Source organism: Tunturibacter empetritectus (assembly GCF_040358985.1).
Classification (GTDB): Bacteria; Acidobacteriota; Terriglobia; order Terriglobales; family Acidobacteriaceae; genus Edaphobacter; species Edaphobacter empetritectus.
This window is the reverse complement of sequence record NZ_CP132932.1, coordinates 718,397-735,349: the sequence shown is the minus strand read 5'-3', so window position 1 is coordinate 735,349 and position 16,953 is coordinate 718,397. Positions and strand designations below refer to the sequence as shown.

The window sequence follows — 16,953 nt, the reverse complement described above, 5'->3', positions numbered from 1 at the left end:
CCTGGATTGCTACTGGGGAAGACGTTTGCGTTATGGCTGATGGTGCGGTCGGGAAGTGGCCGATTGCATTTAGAATCGAAGGATTACCGTTTTTTGAAGAGAGATGCATGACTGAGAGAGCTGGAAAGAAGCGCGCGCTTACGTTTCAGGAGCTGTTGTTTACCCTGCAGCGCTTTTGGGCGGATCGGGGTTGCGTGTTGCAGCAGCCTTACGATGTTGAGGTGGGTGCGGGGACGATGTCTCCCGATACGTTTCTGCGGGTGCTGGGGCCGAAGCCGGTGCGGATCGCTTATGCGCAGCCCTCCCGTAGACCAGCCGATGGGCGGTATGGGGAGAATCCGAATAGGCTGTTTCGGCATACGCAATTGCAGGTGATTCTGAAGCCGCCACCGGTGCGGATTCAGGAGATGTATCTCGAGTCGCTGGTGGCGATCGGGATCGATTTGAAAGAGCATGACATCAAGTTCGAAGAGGATAACTGGGAGTGGCCAGTGGGCGGCGCGTGGGGCGTGGGCTGGCAGGTGATGCTGGATGGGTTGGAGATTACGCAGTTCACTTACTTTCAGCAGTGCGGTGGGATGGATCTGGACCCGATCTGTGGGGAGATTACGTATGGGCTGGAGCGGATCGCGGGATTTTTGCAGGATGTGGATTCGATCTATGACATTGTGTGGGCGGTGGAGCCCGATACTGGCCGCGAGGTGACGTATGGGGAGATGCGGCTGGCCGAGGAGGAGCAGTTTTCGGCTTATAGCTTCGATTATGCGGATGTGGCTTCATTGTGGAAGCACCTGGAGTTGTATGAGGCGGAGTGCAAGGGGCTTTTGGAGAAGGCTGGATTTCGTGACGACTTCAAGGACTTCGCGAAGATGGATGAGCTAACGCTGAAGCGGTTTCCGGTTTTGGGGGCTTATGAGCTGGCGTTGAAGTGTTCGCATCTGTTCAATCTGTTGGATGCTCGCGGGGCGATCTCGGTGACAGAGCGCGTCGGCGTGATGGCGCGGATTCGGACGCTGGTGGTGGGAGTGGCGAAGGCTTATGCGGCGCAGGGTGAGGCGTTGGCGGCTCTGGTAAAAGAGGAAGCTGTGGCGGGTTGAGCAGTTTGCGATCCCACCCTTTGCGATGAGACTGCAAAGGATGGGGCACCCGAGCGTTTGGGTTGGTTGAGAGAGTGATTCAGATACGAGATGCGCCTTATGTGGCGGGATTTGAGTTGAGGACGATGGCTGATTTTTTGTTTGAGATTGGGTTGGAAGAGGTTCCGGCGCGGATGATTGCGGGAGCGCAGGCGGAGTTGGAGCAGCGCGTGGTGAAGATGCTGGAGCGTGAGCGGCTGGTGCGGTCAGGTGCGATGGCTAAGAGCTTTGCTACGCCGCGACGGCTGGCGGTGTGGGTGGAAGGCGTTGCGGAGCAGCAGGAGGATGTGGCTGAAGAGCTGGTGGGGCCATCGGTGAAGGTGGCTTATAAGGATGGGGTGGCGACTCCTGCAGCGGTGGCGTTTGCGAAGAAGGCTGGGGTGGAGGTCGCGGCGCTGAAGACGATTACGAACGCCAAGGGAGAGTATCTTGCGGCGACTGCGGTGAAAGCGGGGCGGAGTGCGGCGGAGGTGATTGCTGCGGAGATGCCGAAGGAGCTGGCAGGGATCTACTGGGCGAAGAATATGTATTGGCGTGCGGGGCGGCCGGAGCGGTTTGTGCGGCCGGTGCGGTGGATGGTGGCTATGCTGGGCGAGAAGATTGTGCCGGTGGAATTTGGCGGATATGTAGCTGGAAGTGTTACGTATGGGCATCGGGTGCTGTTTGGAGAACAAGAGATTTCGCTGAAGGCACCTGGTGATTATGAGGACGCGTTGCTGGGCGGCTTTGTGATTGCGGATGCTGAGGTGAGGCGGCAGAGGATTCGGAAGGCTTTGGATAAGGTGACTCGGGCTGGTGATCCTGAGGGGGTAGGGCTGCGGTGGCGTGAGGACCATGAGTTGGTCGATAAGCTGACGCACCTGACTGAGTGGCCTTCGGTGTTGCTGGGTAGGTTTGAGAAGGAGTACCTGGCGCTGCCGGAGGAGGTTCTGGTGACGGTGATGCGGGATCACCAGAACTACTTTGCGGTGGAGGATCGGGACGGGAAGCTTGCTCCGCATTTTCTGGCGGTGCTGAACACTGAGGCCGATGAGGCTGGGGTTGCGGTGATTCGGCATGGCAACGAGCGGGTGCTGAGGGCGCGGTTCAATGATGCACGGTTCTTTTGGGAGTTCGACCAGCGAGTGCCTCTGGTGGAGCGGGTAAAGCTGCTGGAGAATGTGACGTTCCAGAAGGATCTGGGGAGCTATGCGGCTAAGACGGAGCGGGTGCGCAAGTTAGTGTCCGAGCTAGCTGGATTGGCTGCTGCGCGTGGAGTTGCGGTGGACACTCTAGCTCTTGATACTGCGGCGTTGCTAGCGAAGACGGACCTGACAGCCGAACTCGTCAAGGAGTTTACGGAACTGCAGGGCGTGGTGGGCGGTCTATATGCGCGGGCTCAGAAGTTTCCTACAGTGGTGGGAGATGCGATCTATGACCAGTACAAGCCAGCTTCCGCTAAAGACAATATTCCTCGCTCGCTTGAAGGTTCTTTGTTAGGACTTGCTGATCGAATGGACACAATTGTTGGGATGTTTTCTCACGGACTCGAACCCACAGGTTCAAAAGATCCATTCGCATTAAGGCGTTCTGGAAATGCCGTTGTGCGAATCCTTTCTGAGTCGGGCCTTCCCTTGACGCTCGATCATTTGTTAGCAATAAGCAATGCATCTTTTGACGAGACAGCGAAACTCGAGCAATTTTTCAAGGAACGCATCGCGTTCTATCTTCGTGAGGTGCGAGGACATGCCTATGACGTAGTTGAAGCCGTGATGCTGCCCGGCCCAGAAGGACTGCGTGATGTAGTTGTCCGTGCGGAGGCGGTTACGGCTGTTCGCGGGTCGGGGGATTTTGTTGCGGTGTCTTCGGCTTTCAAGCGGATGAAGAACATTCTTACGCAGGCCAGAGAAAAGGGGATTGCGGCGGCGGGCGGTGTGGATGCTTCGCTGCTGAAGGAGCCTGCGGAGAAGGCGCTGGCGGAGAAGTCGGCGGAGTTGGCGGCGAAGGTGAAGGGGCTGCGGGCGGAGAAGAGCTACAAGGCGGCGTTGGAGGAGATTGCTACGCTGCGGCCGCAGGTGGATGCGTTCTTCGAGGCGGTGATGGTGATGGCGCCCGAGGAGGCAGTGCGGGCGAACCGGTTGGCGCTGCTCGAGAAGGTGCTCGGGGATTTCTCCGGGATCGCGGATTTTTCGGAGATCGTGATCGCGGGCTAGTGCGTGAGGAGCATGACGCAGAGCATAAAGAGAAATACCGCGAAGAGGGAGCCGAGCGGGACGAGAACACCTTCGCGGAGGCCACGCCAGCTGCTGCTGTCGAGCTGACCGTCTTCAGCGCGAATGTTGGATTGAAAGGTTGGGGCTATTTCTTTCGATTCGATGTAGTTCATCTTGATTTCCTGTGCGAAGGATCGCTGGCATCCGGCAAAGCGTTCAGGGGAGCGACTGCTTTTGTCCCTGCTTCTTATGAAGCGATGTTGGATGCGGGATGCGGAGAAGGCATTGTGAGTTGACCTTCTTCGCAGGCCATTACGTTGTTCGCCATCATGCATGACGAAAACTATTGACGGCAAGGGTAACGCGTAGGGGTGGTGCCTTGAATGACACTTCCTGGGGATGCGCTCAGAGCTGGAGTTGCACGAACTCGGAGCGTAGCCGGGGCAGGAAGAGGTCATTGTCCGGCATATCTCGGGAGGCGGGAAGCTCGCCTAGAGCCATAGCGGTCTCGTCGCAGGTGTTGCGGCGCCCGCAGTGTTGGCAGTCTTTCGACACTTTTTCACGGAAGATTTGGCGGTCGGCGACTTCGAAGTGGAAGTGGTCGAAGAAGCCGGGGATGCGGGTGAAGAGGCAGACGCACTGGATGCCGCGGGCGTTGGCCTGGCGCAGGAGTTCGTGGACGAGCTGGCCGCCGGCTCCGCAGCCCTTGATGTTAGGACGAACGACGATTGAGCGAATCTCGGCGAGGTGCGGGCCGTAGATGTGGAGGGCAGCACAACCGAGGAACTGGTGGGTGTGGGTTTCGACGATGGTGAAGGTGCGGATGTTGGCGCAGATCTCAGCGTAGGAGCGGGGAAGGAGGGTGCCGTCGTGGGAGAAGCTGTCGATCAGTTGATGGATGGCGCGGGCGTCTTGTATCTGCGCTTTGCGGGTTCGCAGAAAGATAGTTTTGGGGTCGCAGCGGAGGGTGGTGGTTGGTGGGAAGGGGACCGGGGAGGTCGGAGGTTCCAGTACAGGGGACAATGCCATAGGACACTGCGCTTTTCTCATTTGGATCGTGGGCCGGGGCCGGTTGGTGATTTCGGGTTGGAATTTGGACTTCTGACGGGAGCGCCGTTAGCTGCCGTAGTGGCGGCCTTCGCTTGAGGACTCCCATGCGATGGGGGCGAAGGTGCGCTGGAAGAAGGTGTTGTCGACGATGTAGCGCTCGCGGTTTTCGCCTTCGATGATCCAGTCGCCGGGATAGGCTTTGCGCTGGCCGGAGTCGGTGAGGATGAGGGTGGGGTGGAGGCACTGGGTGGCATTTACCAGGAGCGGTCTGCGGGTACGAAACGTGTTCATCTAGCTCTCCTGTCGGTTGTTGCTTCGGCCGACTTCTATATTTCAGCACTGCGTTCGTAAAGAAGGCATAAGGGATTTCGATGAAGTTCGTAAAGACTCTTCGTCTTTATTTTCTGCGTTTGCTGGTGCTTTCGGATGGCTCTAAAAGGCGGTCTGGAATCTTCGGCAGGGCTGAAGCGGATCTCGTGTTCAGGACGTCTGTTCTCAGTAGTCGAGAGGGGTTTTAGTGCTGGTCCATACGAAGCGAATCGCGACTCCGTTGCTGGTGGCTTTGTAGCCTATGCTGAAGATGCGCTTTTTCCAGCGAGGGGATTACCAGTGACGCTCTGTAGTACAAAGACGCAGAGGAGGCCGGAGCTGGATGCGCTGCGGGGGCTGTTCCTGGTGTGGATGACGTTCACGCACATGCCGACGCACTTCAGCGACTTTGTGAATCAGCCGGTTGGATTTGTGTCGTCGGCGGAGGGATTTGTGTTTCTTTCGGCGATGCTGGTGGGCACGGTGTATCTGCGAGACGCTTTAGAGGATGTGTCTGGGGTGATTGCGAGGCTTTGGCGACGAACGCTGAAGATCTACGGGTATCACCTGCTGATGCTGGCATTCGCGTTTACGATTGCGGCTTTATTTGCGGCTAAGACCCATCGGCCGGCGATCTACAACCTGATCAACTTTTACCTGGCTCATCCGAAGGTGGCGATCCTGGGCGGAGTGCTGCTGATCTACTGCCCTCCGCTGCTGGATATTCTGCCGATGTATGTGATCTTCATGTTTCTGACGCCGATTGCGCTGGCGGTGGGTGTGCGTTATGGGTGGAGATGGGTGCTGGGGGGGAGCGCGGCGCTGTGGGTTTGGGCGCAGTTTGGACTACGGGAGCTGATGCATGATTGGACGGTGCGGGTGACTCATCTGCAGATTCCTCTGCAGGAGACGGGCGCGTTCAACTTGTTTGCGTGGCAGGGGGTTTGGATTGCGGGGCTATGGCTGGGGGCCAAGAGCGCTGAGGGCGAGATGCCGCTGAAGCGGATTCCAGGATATGTCGTGGCGGGGTGCGGCGCGGTTTGCCTCTTCTTTCTTGGAGTGCGGCATCACTGGTTGGGACCTGTGTTGACGCAGGAGTCGCTGGGGATTGGGCTGGATAAGTGGCAGATCGGGCCGATGCGGGTGGTGAATCTGGCGGCGTTTCTAATCGTCTGTTACTGGATGCGGCGGTTTCTGGTGAAGCTGATTTCGGTTGAGCCGTTTCTGACGCTGGGAAAGGCTTCGCTGCAGGTGTTTTGCGCGCATGTGTTCTTTGTGTTCGTCGGACTGACGCTGTTGTATGAAGATACTCCGCAGCTGCATGGTGCTCGGGCCTATGGGGTGCTGTCGCTAACCTTTGCGGGGCTGATGCTGGTGGCGATGAGGGAGTCGCGATTGCGGAGAGAGGCGAGGGCTGCTGCGGCTGCTGCAAAGGCTGCGGGTCAAGGTGAGACGGCTGTGGCTGAGAGCGCTAGTTGACGCGCTGGAGGCGGTCGATGAGTTTCTGAGCGAGGGGTTCCCCGGACTCGGTCCAGAGGAGACGGCTGCTGATGCCACAGTTTTTTTCGACCGAGAGGGTGAAGGCCAAGAGCATCTCTACGTTTTGCTGGATGTGTTTGGTGGCGGCTGCGTCGAGCTGTTCGTCTTCGAGGGTCTCGGCGAGCCAGGGGGTATCGAGTCCGAAGTCGACGCGGATGTGGCCGTTCTGGTCGAAGCTGGCATCGTCGAATTTGGGGCCGAAGCCGAGTATACGGACGGTGGAGGGCTGAAGCTTCCAGAGGGGATCGAGAGCGGTGGACTGGTACTCGGGGTCGATGTCGGAGTCCGGGTCAATGTCTGGGTTGGGGTAGTTGGGATCGATCTCGGGGGACCAGAGCTTCCAGCGCATCTCGAACTCGTAGGCCATGTCGTCGTGGAGCTGCTCGGTGGCTTCGGCTACCGCGTTTTCGATGATGGAGCCGGAGGTGTCCTGATTTTCTTCGGCGCGGTCGTCGTTGACGTAGATGCGCTGGTAAGTGGGGGCTTCGGTGAAGCTGATGGGATAGACGCTGGCTGCCGCTACGCGCTTTTCTCCACTGATGAGCGCGAACTGGCGCATGACCGAGACCATGGTGGCGGGGAGGGTGTCGAAGCGGAAGTTGGGGAACCAGAGACTGAGGTAGAGCTGATCGGCCATTGGCTTAGTTTAGACCTTTGTCCTGCCGGACGGGCCCACTGCGCTAGGCCACCCCACAAACGAAGACCTGTTTGTGGGGGCCCCGGTTGGTGCGGGCGTTCGCACGCCTTTTTAGAGCTTCGCGTGGTCCTCCCGTTGGTCGGAGGAAGATGATGCCGACCAACGGGAGGACCTGCGCTGCTCGTCTTGTCAAGACCGGTATACGCGTCACGAAGTGACCGCTCCACGCGTAGTGGGCCCGTCCGGCGGGACACGTCGGGATGAGAAGATAGAAGATGAATGAACGTTTCGGTAGAACGGCTGCGGGTCTGGTTGCTGGCAGGTGCAGGCCTGCTGGTGATCGTGATCGCCTCTTTTCTGGGATATGCCCACTACCGGGCACACCGGTTTCTGACGAATCTGCCGAAGAAGCTGGGGGTGAACGTTCGACGGGAGACCAACGGGTTTACCTACTCTCAGTCGGTGCAAGGTCGGACGGTCTATACGATACATGCGGCGAAGGCGGTGGAACGCGCGGACGGCAAGGTGACGCTGCACGATGTGGGGATCGTGCTGTATGGGCGGAAGGAGGATCGCGCGGACAGAATCTACGGAAAAGAGTTTGAGTATGACCAGAAGAACGAGGTGATCCGAGCGGAGGGAGAGGTGCATATCGATCTGCAGGCACCGGAGACGGCGGATGCGAACGCGAAGATGGACTATGCGGCAGGGAAGGATCTGCATGGTTCGGAAGCGGCTGAGAAAAAGGATGTACGGCTGATCCATGTAACGACCAGCGGGCTGGTTTTTTTACAGAAGCTGGGTGTGGCGGCGACGGACAATGAGATTGAGTTCGAGTCGGGTGGGCTGACTGGCCATGCGGTCGGCGCGGACTACAACTCGGATACGGGAGTGGTGGTGCTGCACTCGGCAGTGAGGGTGAATGGACTGGAGCGCGACAGACCGGTGGTGTTGACGGCATCGCGGGCGGAACTGGACCGGCAGAACGAAAGAGCTGTGTTGACGCAGGCGAAGTATACAGCGGTGGGCGGCAAGGGAAATGCAGGGGAGACCGCGCAGGCGAGGAATGTTGTCGCGCATCTGCGGCCGGATGGAACGGTGGAGCGGATTGAGGCGGAGGGAGAGGTGACGCTCACGGATGGAACGGGCGGGATGGTGATGGCTCCGCGAGGCGAGATGATGTTGAGTGCGCAGAGTCAGCCGCAGTCGGCGGTGATGTCGGGTGGGGTGAAGTATTCGGTGGATGAACCGCTGCGGCAGGCCAAGGGAGAGGCGGGGCACGGACAGGCGGCGTTCGATAAGGCGGGCAGGCCGGAGCATGTGGTGATGACAGGCGCGGTGCATCTGAACGAGTGGGTTCGGACGGATGCGTCCAGTGACGCATGGGGTGAGCGTGAGTTGAACGCGAGGCAGATAGAGTTAGCGTTATTTGCAGGCGTCAATGGGAAGGCCGAGTTGCGGGATGCGAAGGCTACGGGTGACGCGCGGTTGAAGGTGATGAATCCGGCTGGCATCCATGGCGGGGGCGGTGGGCCGACCAGTAGCGCGTTGGCCGGGGATGTCTTGACGGCGCACTTTGTGCGTGTGGGGAGTGCAGACCATCTTGCGGAGGTGCATGGTGATGGGCACACGTCGATGCGTCGAGTGAATGGGAAGGGTGTCGTCGATACGAGTTCGGGTGATTCTCTGGTGGCGCACTTTCGGCCTGGGAGCGCGGGAGTGTCGCGCAGGGCAAGTGCTACTGGGAAGGGGCAGAGTGCTGATGAAGTTACAAACGCGATTGAACAAGGGCATGTGGTGATGACAGAGTTGCCGGTGAAGAAACCGGGAGATTCTGCGGCTCCGGTAGAGGAGAGAGTAACGGCGGAAAAGGCTATTTACGACGGGGAACTGGAACGGACGACGTTGACGGGCAATGTGCAGGTGAGCAATGGGACGAGCGTGTTGTGGGCGGATCGAGTAGTGGCGGAGCAGCAGACGGGCGATGCTGCGGCGGATGGTTCGGTGAAGGCGAGTTTCAGCCAGGTGGGGAGTGAGGCGGAGCCGGTGCACGTGCTGGCATCGCGTGCGGAGATGAAGCATGATTCGCAGGTGGCGAAGTTTTACGGGGCGGGATCGAATGGTAAGCCGGCGCGGTTGTGGCATGGTGCTTCGCAGGTGGACGCTCCGGTGATTGAGTTTGAACAGAAGCAGAAGCGGCTGCTGGCGCACGGTGAGGGACAGGGCGCGCCTGGTGCAGTGCATACTGTGTTGGTGAGTGCCGGGACTGGTGTCAAAGCGGATTCAGCCAAGGCCGATAACAAGACCGGTAAGCAGATGGGCGGCGGTAAGACCAGCGTGGTTCGCGTGGTTAGCCGGGATCTGGTTTATTCGGAGGAGGCGCGCAAGGCGGACTTTACGGGCGGGGTTCAGGTGGATAGCTCGGATGGAAGTATGCGGGGACAGCAGGCGGTGGTGTATCTGCAGGCAGCTCCGGCTAATGGCGTGAAGAAGGCTGATGGTGCGGCGGGTGGTGGGTTCATGGGTGGGAGTGTGGAGAGAGTTGTGGCGAGTGGCCGTATTGAGATGCAGCAGCCTGGCCGGCGCGCGAGCGGTGAGCAGCTTGTGTATACGGCGAGCGACGGCGTGTTTGTTTTGACCGGGACACCTGCTGCGTTGCCGAAGGTTGTGGACGATCAGCGGGGGACCGTGACAGGTACGTCTTTGCGATTCCACAGCGGGGATGAGAACGTCGTGGTTTCTAATGAAGGAGAGAGTAGCGCGGGGCAACGGGTGCGCACGGAGACGCGGGTGAAGAACAAGGAATGAAGACCTTATCGACGGAGGAGATCGGCAAGTCGTACGGCGGCCGCCAAGTGGTGAAGGGGGTCAGCCTCGAGATCGAACAGGGCGAGGTAGTTGGTCTGCTTGGGCCGAACGGCGCGGGGAAGACGACGAGTTTTTACATGATCGTTGGGCTGGTGCGTCCGGATTCGGGGCGCGTGCTTGCGGATGGGCACGACATCAGCCGGCTGCCGATGTATCTGCGGGCGAGGAACTATGGGATTAGTTATCTGCCGCAGGAGCCTTCAGTGTTTCGCAAGCTGACGGTGCAGGACAATATTCTGGCGGTGCTGGAGGCGCAGCAGTTGAGCTGGGAGAGCCGGCGGACGCGCACGGAGAAGCTGATTGAGCAGCTGAATCTGGGACATGTGCGCAAGACGCGGGGCTATGCCTTGAGCGGGGGAGAGCGCAGGAGGGTGGAGATTGCGCGGTGTCTTGCGATCGAGCCGGCGTTCATTTTGCTGGATGAGCCGTTTTCAGGTATCGATCCGATTGCGGTGCTGGATCTGCAAGAGATCATCTTCGGGTTGAAGAAGAGCGGGATTGGGGTGCTGATTACGGACCACAATGTGCGGGAGACATTGTCCGTGACCGATAGGGCCTACATCATTGCCGAAGGGAAGATTTTTAAGGCTGGAACGCCGGGCGAATTAGGGCGCGATCCCGAGGTGCGGCGGATCTATCTGGGCGAAAACTTCTCGATGGATTGAGGCGTCGCAACGTTACAACTTCTGTTGTAAGGCAGAGATGCTATCGGTGCAGGGTGCGCAGGCTTTGACAGCGTTAGACTTACAGCGAGATCAAGCAAGGCGTATAAACTGTGCTCAAGCCCGGGGATAGCGCTTTGGTTGAAATTAATTGCACAATGAGCACGAGACTTGCCAAACGGCGTCTCAACCGCAAAGTTAAAGTAATCAGGTCGTGAGGGAATAACGTGTTGCTGCAACCGAAGCTGAACTTGAAAGTCTCGCAACGACAGGTGTTGACCCCTGGTCTGGTGCAGATGGTCAGCGTGCTGGCGCTGAACAAGCTCGAGCTGAGAGAGATGATCAACACCGAGATGGTGGAGAATCCGGTGCTGGAGGAGTTGGAAGAGTCGGTTGCCACGCTGGATGAGAGAGCAGGGCTTGAAGGGGATCGGGAGCGCTCGGCGGAGGATGTGGCCGCGGAGAGCGAGCGGGTAGAAAAAGACCCGTTCGATGAGATCGACTTTGGCAGCTACTTCCAGGATTATCTTGACCCTGGTTTTCGGACTGCGTCAAACTTCGAGGAGTACGACAAGCCTTCGTTCGAGAACTTTCTTTCGCAGCCGAGCACATTGAGCGACCATCTCGCATGGCAGCTTGGTTCGCTGACTTTGAGCCCTGAGGTGCGTGCTGCCGCAGAGTTGGTGGTGGGAAACCTGAATGAGAATGGTTATCTGACGGCAACGGATGAGGAACTGGTGGAGGCTCTGATGCAGATGCAGGAGCCGGAACGTTCTGAGCCGATTCCATTTGATCGTGCGGCCAGAGGCAGATCGGCGAGGGTTTGGGACTTCCCGGAGACGAGGGGAGAGGACGACAGCTCCGGACAGGATGAGTCGCTGGATTTAGCGGCTGCGTCCGACGAGACCGTTGGAGTGTTTTTGGCGGCGGTCCGCGAGGCACGGAAGGTGGTTAATTTCCTCGATCCGGTAGGGGTCGGGTCGAGAGATTTGCGGGAGTGTCTGCTGATTCAGATATGCGCTCAGCAGGGTGAGGCGGCGATTGTGCTTCGACGCCAGCAGGCGCACGCGGCAGATAAGGCTGCGAGAAATGGTGCAGCTGGCGCCAGCGATGAAGACTATGGCGCGATCGAAGTGGTTGCGGCCTCGGATAGTCCAGGGCGTGAGGATATCTTCAGTATCGCGACGCACGTTGTGACAAACTGTCTGCCGCTGTTACAGAAAAAAGATATGCGCGAGCTGACACGGAGCTGCGGGCGGACGGCGGATGAGGTGAACGCGGCGGTGGAGTTTATCCGCACGTTGGATCCGCGGCCGGGACAGCGATATAACCACAGCGAAACGCGGCTGATTGAGCCGGATGTGGCGTTTGTGAAGCGCGATGATGTCTACGTCGTGTTGATGAACGAAGAGGATATGCCTACGCTTCGGTTGAACCAGGGCTATCGCAAGATGCTGCAGCAAAAGCAGACGGAGAAGGAAGTCAAAGAGTATGTGAAGGAGCGGTACAAGTCGGCGATTCAGCTGCTACGAAACATCGAGCAGAGGAAGAATACGATTGTGCGCACCTGTGAGGTGATCGTCAGGCGGCAGCAGGAGTTTCTCGAGCATGGGGTCAATGCTCTGAAGCCGATGATGATTAAAGAGGTTGCGGAGGAGATCGGGGTTCATCCTTCGACGGTTAGTCGCGCGGTGGCGAATAAGTATGTGCATACCTCACAGGGCGTGTTCGAGCTGCGCTTTTTCTTCTCTGAGGGCGTGAACGGGCCGGAGGGCGGGGATCTGCCACTGGTGCTGTTGAAGCGCAAGGTAAAGAAGCTGATTGAGGAAGAGGACGAGCGGAAGCCGTTGACGGACGATCAGCTGGCGGCTGAGTTGCAGCGGCAGGGGATTCAGGTGACCCGAAGGACGGTCGCGAAGTACCGGGAAGACATGCAGATTCCAAGCACGCACCAGCGTCGTGTACGCTGATCGTCTGCGAAAGATCCGAACCGATCGCGGGGACGAGGTGAACGTATGGACGTGGAGTACACCGGCAGACAGACGACTATTACAAAAAGGCTGAAGTCACAGGCAGAAGAAGGCGTGGAGGCGATTGCGAAGATCGTCGGCAACTCCGGCAGTGTGCATGTGATTTTGTCTACGGACAAGTATCGGCAGATCGCCGAGGTGACGGTGCAGACCAGGCATCAAAAGCTGGTGGCGCGGTGTGAGGCTACGGACATGATTGTTGCGTTGCACGATGCGCTGGCGAAGATTGAGCAACAGGCGATTCGGCATAAGAAGAGATTCGGGACGATCAAGCGGCATCCGAAGTCGGATTTGAAGGGAGCTGCGGCTGAGGTGGTGGCACCTGTTGCGCGGAAGACTGCGGTGGTGAAGGTGGCGACGAAGAACAGTGTTGGCCGTAAGGCAGTGCCGATGCTGGTGCACTCTTTTCCGTCGCACTCGCCGCTTGCAGAGCCACATGTGGTGCGCTCGAATGATTCGGTTGCGTTGCGGCCGATGTCGATCGAGGAGGCAGTGAAGGAGGCTGCGTTTCGCGACCGCGAGGTGTTTGTGTTTCGCGACCATGGCGGGCAGGCGATGGTGCTCTATCGTAAGCGTGACGGAAAGATGGAGCTGATTGAAGTTCCTTAGAGCAAGGTTGCTGGAGCAAGGTTCCTTAGCCTGGGGTGCTAGGATTTCTGCATGACGAGCAAGCGGGTCGCGAAGAGTTCCGTGAAGTCATCCACTGGAACACGCAGGAAAAAAGTCGCAGAGGCTGCGCTTCCGGAACACCGGGGCGAACTGGTTATTCTGACAGGGCTTTCGGGATCGGGGAAGTTGTCGGCGCTGAAGGCGTTTGAAGATCTGGGGTATTACTCGGTCGATAATCTGCCGCTAGAGCTGGTGCCGAGCTTTGCGGATCTTGTGCGACAGTCCGCGGAGATCGAGCGCGCTGCGCTGGTGGTCGATGTACGGGAGGGAATGCGACTGGATCAGTTCCCGTCGATTCTGAAAAAAGTATTAAAGATACTGCCTACGCGAGTCGTCTTTTTGGAGGCTAGTGAAGACGCGTTGATTCGGCGATTCTCCGAGACGCGGCGGCCTCATCCGATGGGAGGCAGCGATACCGTGGTGAAGTCGATTCGGGCGGAGCGCAAGCGGCTGGACCCGGTTCGCAATGTCGCCGACATCGTTTTGGATACGACAAAGTTCAACGTGCATGAACTTCGGGCGCATATCAACTCACAATTTGCACGCGAAGAGAGCGGACGCGCTCTGATGATCTCGTCGAACAGCTTCGGTTTCAAGAACGGCGTGCCTGCGGAGGCGGACCTGGTGTTTGACGTGCGGTTTTTGCCGAATCCTCACTTTGTGCCGGAGTTTCTGAAACTGACTGGCAAGCATCCCAAGGTCGCGAAGTATGTAATGCAGTTTCCGCAGACGAAGGAGTTTTTGGATAAGACCGCCGAGATGTTGAAGTTTCTTCTGCCCCACTACATCAAGGAAGGGAAGAGCTACCTGACGGTGGCGTTTGGATGCACCGGGGGGCAGCATCGGTCCGTCTTTATCGCGGAAGAGATGAAGAAGCGGCTGGCGGCTGAGGGGTATCGAGTGAAGACTGCTCATCGGGATATGCCAAAGTAGCTACTGCGCACGGCGGCACACAGAAGAATAGACGCGCAATAGAATAGTGAGATGCGCAATGCAATGGCGACAATCAGGAGAGTGACGGCTTGAGGCGCATCTGGCGATTGCTGCTGTATGTCCGGCCATACGCCCTTTACTCGGTGGCGTCAGTGGGATTGATGGCAGTCGTAGGCGCGATGGCGGCGTTTCGCGTGCTGCTGGTAAAGCCAATCTTCGACAATGTGTTGAGTCCGGATGCTTACACACACGATGTGCTGGTGTTCCCTCATGTGCCTCTTCTTGGAAGGCCGTTGAACCTGCACTTTCTGGTTCCGAGTCCACTGCATAATGCGTGGACAGTCGTGGCATATGCGCTGGTGGTCTCCGCACTGGTGAAGTCGGTGTGTGACTATGTGGGGACTTACCTGGTGAACTATGCGGGCTTCGGGATGATTACCGACCTGCGCAACGATCTGTACAACGCTGTGCTGCGACGTTCGGTGGGTTTTTTTCAGAAGCACACAACGGGCACTTTGTTATCTACCCTGATCAACGATATCGAGCGCGTGCAGACGGCGATGTCGAGCGTGCTGGGGGAGTTTCTGCAGCAGATCTTTACGCTGATCTTTATGATTGGCGTGGCGATTTTCTACGGTGGGAAGCTGGCCTGGGTACTGTTGTTGTTCGTTCCTGTGGTGATCTCTTCGGCACGGCGTATCGGGCGGCGGGTGCGGCAGACGACGCGCAAGGGGCAGGACAAGCTGGCAGAGATACAGAACATACTTCACGAGACGATTACGGGCAATCGTATCGTGAAGGCGTTCGGCATGGAGTTGTGGGAGATGAACCGCTTCCGGCGCGCGGCGAAGAGGCTGTTCAGCGCCAATCTGCGGTCAGTGAGTGTGCAGGCGATTAGTTCTCCCTTGATGGATGGGCTTGGTTCAGTTGCGATTGCACTGCTGTTGCTCCTTGGCCGCGACCGCATCAAGAGCGGCTCGATGACGATCGGGTCGTTTATCTCTTTCTTGATCGCGGTGTTTACGCTGTACGACCCGGTGCGGAAGTTTGCGTTGTTTTATAACAGCTTTCAGCAGGCGCTGGGGGCAAGTGAAGAGATCTTCAAGTTTATGGATGCGCAGGACGATGTGCAGGAGAAGAAGCGCGCGTTTGTGTTGAAGGAGTTTAAGGAGGAGATCCGGTTTGAAGATGTTGGCTTCGCTTATGAGAGCGAAGGAGAGGTGAAGCAGGTGCTGCAAGGGATCAACTTGAATGTGCGGCCGGGTGAGGTTATAGCGTTTGTTGGTCCGAGTGGAGCGGGCAAGTCCTCGCTGGTGAATCTGATTCCTCGTTTCTTCGATGTGAATGAAGGAAGGATTCTGTTGGATGGGCACGATCTGCGCGATGTGACGATCGCTTCGCTGCGACAGCAGATTGGGAAGGTGACGCAAGAGACGGTGCTGTTCAACGACACAGTGCGAAATAACATCGCTTACGGTCAACCGGATGTTCCGATGAGCAAGGTGGAAGAGGCGGCGCGGATGGCGCTGGCGCATGAGTTCATTCTCAACATGCCTGACGGGTACAACACGATGGTTGGCGAGAAGGGGACACGGCTGAGCGGGGGAGAACGCCAAAGACTCGCGATTGCGCGGGCAATTTTGAAGAATGCCCCGATCCTGATTTTGGATGAGGCGACTTCGGCTCTCGACATGGAGAGTGAACAGTATGTGCAGGCGGCATTGGCGAATCTGATGCAGGGGCGGACGGTGTTTGTGATTGCCCATCGCCTGTCAACGGTGCGACGGGCCTCTCGTATTGCGGTGATTGAAGGGGGACGGATTACAGAGATTGGCACGCATGATGAGCTGATGCAGCACTCGGGGACCTACCGGCGGCTTTATGACATGCAGTTTAGTGAGAATGATGCTGCGCCAGCCGGGAACGGTGAGGGTGTGCTGACGGTCGGGCTGGAGGGGATTGCGTGACAGATATCTATTCGATGACTGGGTACGCGAGTATGCGCGGTGCGGTGCGAGATAGCCTTGCCTTCACTTTGAGTATGAAGAGCGTGAACCATCGGTTTCTTGATCTTCATCTCCGGTTACCTTCTTTCTGTGATGGTCTCGAGGTGCAGATGCGAAGGATGTTGAAGGAGAGTCTGCGTCGGGGGCATATCGAGGTGACGCTGCAGATCGAGCGCAGGGCAAACGTTGAGATCCAGCTGAATGAGGGCTTGCTTGAGGCTTACGTGCAGGCGTTTCGCGAGGCTGCTGGGACGCATGGCGTGTCTGCGGAGCCGGACCTGAATGCGATGCTGCGCATACCGGGTGTGATGAGTACTGAGGGCGTTGCTGGTGCGGCGGAGATTGAGGGGCTTGACGCGGCGGTGCTCTCGCTGGTCGTTCCGCTGGTTGGGAAGCTCAATGAGGGGCGAGCTCAGGAGGGTGCTTCGCTGGCGGCTGAGCTGAAGGCTTCGATGCTGCGTCTGCAGGCTTTCGGGGAAGAGATGGCTGGGCTGAGGAACGGAGTGCGCGAGATGCAGTTCGAGCGGTTACGGAGTCGGCTGATGGAGCTGACGCAGGGCGTTCCTGTGAGCGAGGAGCGGCTGCTGGCTGAGGCTGCGGTGCTGGCGGAGAAGAGCGATATTGAGGAGGAGATCGTTCGGTTGCGGACGCATGTGGAGCGCTTTGTGGCGATGCTGGAGGAGGGCGGAGAGTTAGGCAAGCGTCTGGACTTTCTGCTTCAGGAGCTGAACCGCGAGGCGAATACGATGCTGTCGAAGACCAGTGGAGCAGCGGGCGAGAATAGCCTGCGGATTACGGAGCTGGGACTCGAGATGAAGGCCGAGATTGAGAAGGCGCGGGAGCAGGTTCAGAACTTGGAGTAGATATGGGAGTAATTCATGTGAGTTCGGTTGTTAGACTGGCAGAGACAAATTGATTGGGT

General features: G+C 58.1%; 14 protein-coding genes. 10 read left to right on the top strand and 4 right to left on the bottom strand.

All coding sequences use genetic code 11. The features are described from left to right. Positions 1-107: 107 nt before the first annotated feature. Both RBB75_RS02990 and glyS read left to right on the top strand, forming a co-directional pair. Complete coding sequence (locus RBB75_RS02990) at positions 108-1,097, top strand: glycine--tRNA ligase subunit alpha (RefSeq protein WP_353069455.1); 990 nt, start codon at positions 108-110, stop codon at positions 1,095-1,097. A 125-nt stretch (positions 1,098-1,222) separates the two neighbouring features. Further along, positions 1,223-3,328: a glycine--tRNA ligase subunit beta gene (gene glyS / locus RBB75_RS02985; protein ID WP_353070348.1), complete on the top strand. Its 2,106-nt coding sequence runs from the start codon at positions 1,223-1,225 to the stop codon at positions 3,326-3,328. Here the strand turns inward: glyS and RBB75_RS02980 are convergent. The 3 genes from RBB75_RS02980 to RBB75_RS02970 all read right to left on the bottom strand — a co-directional run bounded on the left by RBB75_RS02980 (position 3,325) and on the right by RBB75_RS02970 (position 4,669). Then, complete coding sequence (locus RBB75_RS02980; protein WP_179639279.1) at positions 3,325-3,501, bottom strand: hypothetical protein; 177 nt, start codon at positions 3,499-3,501, stop codon at positions 3,325-3,327. The two genes, glyS and RBB75_RS02980, sit on opposite strands and share 4 nt — an antisense overlap. Before the next feature lie 232 nt (positions 3,502-3,733). Continuing rightward, a complete protein-coding gene (locus tag RBB75_RS02975; protein ID WP_353069454.1) occupies positions 3,734-4,357 on the bottom strand; it encodes a GNAT family N-acetyltransferase in 624 nt (207 codons plus the stop codon). 87 nt (positions 4,358-4,444) lie between these two features. After that, positions 4,445-4,669, bottom strand: a complete 225-nt coding sequence (locus RBB75_RS02970) for a hypothetical protein (protein ID WP_179639277.1) — start codon at positions 4,667-4,669, stop codon at positions 4,445-4,447. A gap of 318 nt (positions 4,670-4,987) precedes the next feature. Between RBB75_RS02970 and opgC the strand changes: the two genes are divergently transcribed. After that, positions 4,988-6,166, top strand: a complete 1,179-nt coding sequence (gene opgC, locus RBB75_RS02965; RefSeq protein ID WP_179639276.1) for an OpgC domain-containing protein — start codon at positions 4,988-4,990, stop codon at positions 6,164-6,166. On the opposite strand, the gene RBB75_RS02960 is transcribed toward opgC, so the two are convergent. Further along, a complete protein-coding gene (locus RBB75_RS02960; RefSeq protein ID WP_353069453.1) occupies positions 6,159-6,863 on the bottom strand; it encodes a hypothetical protein in 705 nt (234 codons plus the stop codon). The two genes, opgC and RBB75_RS02960, sit on opposite strands and share 8 nt — an antisense overlap. Before the next feature lie 279 nt (positions 6,864-7,142). Between RBB75_RS02960 and RBB75_RS02955 the strand changes: the two genes are divergently transcribed. The 7 genes from RBB75_RS02955 to RBB75_RS02925 all read left to right on the top strand — a co-directional run bounded on the left by RBB75_RS02955 (position 7,143) and on the right by RBB75_RS02925 (position 16,894). Then, a complete protein-coding gene (locus tag RBB75_RS02955; protein ID WP_353069452.1) occupies positions 7,143-9,671 on the top strand; it encodes an LptA/OstA family protein in 2,529 nt (842 codons plus the stop codon). Next, on the top strand, positions 9,668-10,396 hold the full coding sequence (lptB, locus tag RBB75_RS02950) for an LPS export ABC transporter ATP-binding protein (RefSeq protein ID WP_353069451.1): 729 nt from the start codon (positions 9,668-9,670) through the stop codon (positions 10,394-10,396). Before RBB75_RS02955 ends, lptB begins: the two co-directional genes overlap by 4 nt. Before the next feature lie 224 nt (positions 10,397-10,620). Further along, positions 10,621-12,363: an RNA polymerase factor sigma-54 gene (gene rpoN, locus RBB75_RS02945; protein WP_353069450.1), complete on the top strand. Its 1,743-nt coding sequence runs from the start codon at positions 10,621-10,623 to the stop codon at positions 12,361-12,363. Between the two features lie 45 nt (positions 12,364-12,408). Continuing rightward, positions 12,409-13,032 carry a ribosome hibernation-promoting factor, HPF/YfiA family gene (gene hpf / locus RBB75_RS02940; protein WP_353069449.1) on the top strand — a complete coding sequence of 208 codons (624 nt, stop codon included), beginning with the start codon at positions 12,409-12,411 and terminating at the stop codon, positions 13,030-13,032. A 51-nt stretch (positions 13,033-13,083) separates the two neighbouring features. Further along, the gene (rapZ, locus tag RBB75_RS02935; RefSeq protein WP_179639270.1) at positions 13,084-14,025 is read left to right on the top strand and encodes an RNase adapter RapZ; all 942 of its coding nucleotides are present in this window, start codon (positions 13,084-13,086) and stop codon (positions 14,023-14,025) included. A gap of 89 nt (positions 14,026-14,114) precedes the next feature. Next, positions 14,115-15,992, top strand: a complete 1,878-nt coding sequence (locus tag RBB75_RS02930) for an ABC transporter ATP-binding protein (RefSeq protein ID WP_179639269.1) — start codon at positions 14,115-14,117, stop codon at positions 15,990-15,992. Continuing rightward, on the top strand, positions 15,989-16,894 hold the full coding sequence (locus RBB75_RS02925; protein WP_353069448.1) for a YicC/YloC family endoribonuclease: 906 nt from the start codon (positions 15,989-15,991) through the stop codon (positions 16,892-16,894). The genes RBB75_RS02930 and RBB75_RS02925 overlap by 4 nt, the downstream gene beginning before the upstream one ends. The last annotated feature ends 59 nt before the right edge of the window (positions 16,895-16,953 follow it).